Annotated in this window: 7 protein-coding genes; 3 read left to right on the forward strand and 4 right to left on the reverse strand. The window is 61.3% G+C overall.

Annotated features, from left to right (window positions below):
• Both EN939_RS25020 and EN939_RS25025 read left to right on the forward strand, forming a co-directional pair.
• Positions 1–252 (forward strand): EAL domain-containing protein (locus EN939_RS25020; protein ID WP_127270493.1); only part of this gene is annotated, 252 nt, incomplete at its 5' end.
• A gap of 292 nt (positions 253–544) precedes the next feature.
• Positions 545–1,153 (forward strand): glutathione S-transferase family protein, encoded by a 609-nt coding sequence (locus EN939_RS25025; RefSeq protein WP_127270429.1) that lies wholly within the window; start codon positions 545–547, stop codon positions 1,151–1,153.
• A gap of 31 nt (positions 1,154–1,184) precedes the next feature.
• On the opposite strand, the gene EN939_RS25030 is transcribed toward EN939_RS25025, so the two are convergent.
• The 3 genes from EN939_RS25030 to EN939_RS25040 form a co-directional block, all read right to left on the reverse strand.
• Positions 1,185–1,439 carry a ParE family toxin-like protein gene (locus EN939_RS25030; RefSeq protein WP_127270430.1) on the reverse strand — a complete coding sequence of 85 codons (255 nt, stop codon included), beginning with the start codon at positions 1,437–1,439 and terminating at the stop codon, positions 1,185–1,187.
• Positions 1,436–1,636: a hypothetical protein gene (locus EN939_RS25035; RefSeq protein ID WP_027039317.1), complete on the reverse strand. Its 201-nt coding sequence runs from the start codon at positions 1,634–1,636 to the stop codon at positions 1,436–1,438. Before EN939_RS25035 ends, EN939_RS25030 begins: the two co-directional genes overlap by 4 nt.
• A gap of 270 nt (positions 1,637–1,906) precedes the next feature.
• Complete coding sequence (locus tag EN939_RS25040) at positions 1,907–2,119, reverse strand: cold-shock protein (protein ID WP_010910991.1); 213 nt, start codon at positions 2,117–2,119, stop codon at positions 1,907–1,909.
• Positions 2,120–2,415: 296 nt separating this feature from the next.
• On the opposite strand from EN939_RS25040, the gene EN939_RS25045 reads away from it, so the two are divergent.
• On the forward strand, positions 2,416–2,745 hold the full coding sequence (locus EN939_RS25045) for a hypothetical protein (RefSeq protein ID WP_127270431.1): 330 nt from the start codon (positions 2,416–2,418) through the stop codon (positions 2,743–2,745).
• Positions 2,746–2,779: 34 nt separating this feature from the next.
• Here the strand turns inward: EN939_RS25045 and EN939_RS25050 are convergent, their stop codons facing one another.
• The gene (locus EN939_RS25050) at positions 2,780–3,349 is read right to left on the reverse strand and encodes a methylated-DNA--[protein]-cysteine S-methyltransferase (RefSeq protein WP_127270432.1); all 570 of its coding nucleotides are present in this window, start codon (positions 3,347–3,349) and stop codon (positions 2,780–2,782) included.
• Positions 3,350–3,675 lie beyond the last annotated feature (326 nt).

Below are 3,675 nucleotides of genomic sequence, written 5' to 3' on the forward strand. Positions count from 1 at the left end.
TGCCGCCACGCTGCCGCCGAACGGTTCTTCCGCCCGCTGGTTTCCAGCCTGCATGACCGCGGCGCCAAGGTGCTGGTCGAAGGCATCGAGCAGCCCACCCATCTGCGCGTCGCGCTCGAAGGCGGCGTCGACCTGCTGCAGGGTTTTCTCCTTGCCCGTCCGGCCTTGGCCGGCACGGTATTCGAGGAGAAACCGCTGGTCATCGATGCGCTGCTGGGCCGGGACAGCAAGGTCGTGCCCCTCTTTGGCTAGGGCATGTCGATATTCAGGTGATGCCGGCCTGCAAACGGCGGCTTCCTGCGCTTCCCTAGTTCTACTGCCACGCAGTAGAACTGAGCTCACGTACTTAAGTACGCTCCGCTCCGGTTCTCGGAACCCACCGTTTTCGGCTCGGCCTGACCTGAATCTCAACATGCCCTTCAACGGCCTCAGATTTTCGGCGATTCACATATCAGCGGCGCTGATCGTCGTACCAAAACAAATCATTGGTTGAGACCGCCGCCGCTGCGATAATCGCGCGGAGACAGTGCTCCGGGGAACAGCCATGATACTTTACGGCATGATCGACAGCGGCAATTGTTACAAGCCGCGCCTGCTGATGGCCAAGCTTGGCCTTGGCTTTACCAATGTCGAAGTGAGTTCGCACACCGGCGATACGCGCAAAGCCGACTTTGTCGCCAAGAATCCGAATGCTATGGTGCCGCTGCTCGAGTTCGACGATGGCCGGCGGCTGGCCGAATCCAACGCCATCCTGCTCTATCTCGCCGAAGGCACACGCTTCCTGCCGGCGGACAGGTATGAGCGTGGGCTTGCCTATCAATGGCTGTTCTTCGAGCAATACAGCCACGAGCCTTACATTGCCGTGCGCAAGGCGCTGCTGACCTTCCCCGAACGTGCTGGGGATGCGACCCCGGAGCGGCTGGCGGTGACGCTGGAGCGCGGCAACAAGGCGCTCGGCGTGATGAACAGGCATCTGGAAAACAATGCTTTCTTTTCCGGCAGCACGCTCAGCGTCGCCGACATCGCGCTCTATGCCTATACGCATACGGCGGAGCAGGGCGGCTTCCATCTCGACGCCTATCCGGCGGTGGCGGCCTGGCTTGGCCGAGTGGAAGCGGATCCGGGGCATGTGCCGATCGAGTGGATGGGGTAGTTTGTCCCGCGCCAGGTGGGCGGATGGGTAGCTACTTCAAGAGATGATCATAGTCCGCATGGGTGCCGATCCAGAACCAGATCACATCATCGTTGGTGCGGGTGGCAACAGCCCGGTAATTGTCGTCAACTCGCGCAGACCAGTAGCGTCCGACCTGTTTGAAATGCAGCGAGGGATCAAAAGGGTGGGAGCGGAGTCTTTCAAAACGCCTGTCCGCTTTTGCTCTGATCGCCGATGGCAGTTTTTCGTAAGCCTCCCAGAACGATGGGGAGGCGACGTGATTCACAGAGGCCGCGTCCGACCAGCGCGATGGTCCGTCAGTGCCTGTTCGGCAAGCTTATCCAATCGGCCGGCTTTCGCATCGGCCTCGATCTGCCGATCCCACATATCCTCCCGAAGCGCTTCGAACCAGGCAGCAAACGCCTTCAGTTCTTCAGGGCTCAGTTCCGCAACGGATTTTTCAATTTGCTCAAGCTTGGTCATGGCCGAATGATACCACTACTAGGCTAAAAGTACCACCGGTGGGACTGTAGCGCCCGTTGCAGCACCTAACCCCAGACAGCAAAAAGGCGGGATTAAATCCCGCCTTCCATGCTTGGTAGCCTGATCGGGAACGTCCGGTCCGGGCTGGCAGCTATCTGCTGATCCAGCTTGTCGGGTCTTTCCGCTCCAGCGCGCTTCTCGCGCGACTGTCAGTACATCCGTGACTTGCCGCGCGCCCCGAGCTCTCGCCCGGCGCGCGCTATCGCAAAATCAGGCTGCCTTGCTCAGAGATCCAGCGGACGACTTGCCAGTGCGGCGGTCCTGCTCGATCTCGAAGTTGATCTTCTGGCCTTCGACCAGGGTCGACAGTCCAGCACGCTCGACAGCGGAGATGTGGACGAAAACGTCCGCGCCGCCCGCGTCAGGCTGAATGAAGCCGAAGCCCTTGGTGGCGTTGAACCACTTGACCGTTCCAGTTGCCATTTAGATAGTCCTTCACATTTGCTTTAGATTGACCAGACCGAGGTCCAGCCGGTGTGCATCGAGATTTTGGAGATAGACGTCAGCAAACGCGATTATCGCGAGGCCCGGATCGATCGGCCGAAATATCAATGGAAGGCATATAGGCTGCTTTCGCACGAAAAACAAGACTGCGTGAGAAAGCCGTGATGAGGGCGCCGCCCAATGGCCGCCCCAATCGCGTGAGAGCGTCGCGATGATCGGAGCCTGTGGGCGCTCGATCCACACCCGCTTGGGAGGGGATCTTGGGGGAGAGGACCATGAAAATCATTCTGCTTGCCGCCTGCCTCACGCTTGTCGCCGCCCAGGCGCAGGCGATCTCGCGCTACGACCCGACGCGTATGGGTTGCGGCAAGGTTCAGGGGACGATCGCCCGGCAAGGGGCCGTCATCCTGCGCTACCAGTCGAAGCGGGTGCCTAGACTGCCGCTCTACGACCGCTATGTGCAGAGCCAGCGATTCTGCAGCATGGGCGAGGTGAGGACACGGGCCTACGTGCCGAGCGCCGACACAAAGTCCTGCCCGGTCTACAACTGCAAGCGGCCGGACAATGACCGGCATTTCCGCCGGCGGTTCTTCCACAACAACTAGGCACCTGCCTACAACAATTAGGCACCTGCCTACATCAGAACCCGAACGACACCTGCGCTGGTGGCGGGGGGCCGACGCGCACGCCTTCCATGGCCAGCATCTTCTCCTTGGTGATCGATCCGCCGGGCGCCGAGAAGCCGCCGATCTTGCCGCCGGCGGCAAGAATGCGATGGCAAGGGATGACCAGCGGCACCGGATTTGAGCCAAGGGCGGCCCCGGTTTCGCGGGCGAGCCCGGCATGGCCGGCGGTTTTGGCCAGCTCGCCATAGGTGGTGGTTTCGCCGAAGGAGAGTTTTCGCGCCGCGTCGTAAATGGCGAGGCGGAAATCGTCGACGCCGTCGAGATCGACCGGCACGGCGGAGAAATCGATGTCCTCGCCCGCCGCATAGGCCTTGATCGCCGCGATCAGCTCGACCACCCATGGCGGCTGCGCCGTGGCACTGGAAACGCCGCCATGGCGCAGCAGGCGCCGCTCCACCGCTTCGCGGCTGCGTTCGGGCAGGCAGAGCCGGATCAGGCCCTTTTCGCTCCACGCAATGCCCATGAAACCGATCACTGTTTCTAACACTGCGTGGCCGGCCGTGATCGAAGCTGTCGTGACCATGATGCGTTCCTTCCCGCAAAGTGGCGAAATCCGGGATTGGTCCCAGTACATATGCGGAACAATATGGCATCACCGCCTGCGTCTCGCCACCCGAAAACCACCTGATCGCCCCGATTGCCCGGCCTGAATCGCTGGTGTAAGGAATTTCTTAACAACCCGACAAACCGGACCCGAGCGCGGCTTGCCAGCAAAACTCAACCTTATCGTGATCGGCGTGATCCTGGCCGCCGCCGGCATCAGCGGCTGCACGTCGACCTCGCAGATGAAGTCCGCGCCTGCTCTCACCGAAACAGCGACCGTCGCCGGCACTGACGCCGGTTTCACCG

The sequence above is a fragment of the Mesorhizobium sp. M7A.F.Ca.CA.002.05.1.1 genome, assembly GCF_003998335.1.
Taxonomy (GTDB): Bacteria; Pseudomonadota; Alphaproteobacteria; order Rhizobiales; family Rhizobiaceae; genus Mesorhizobium.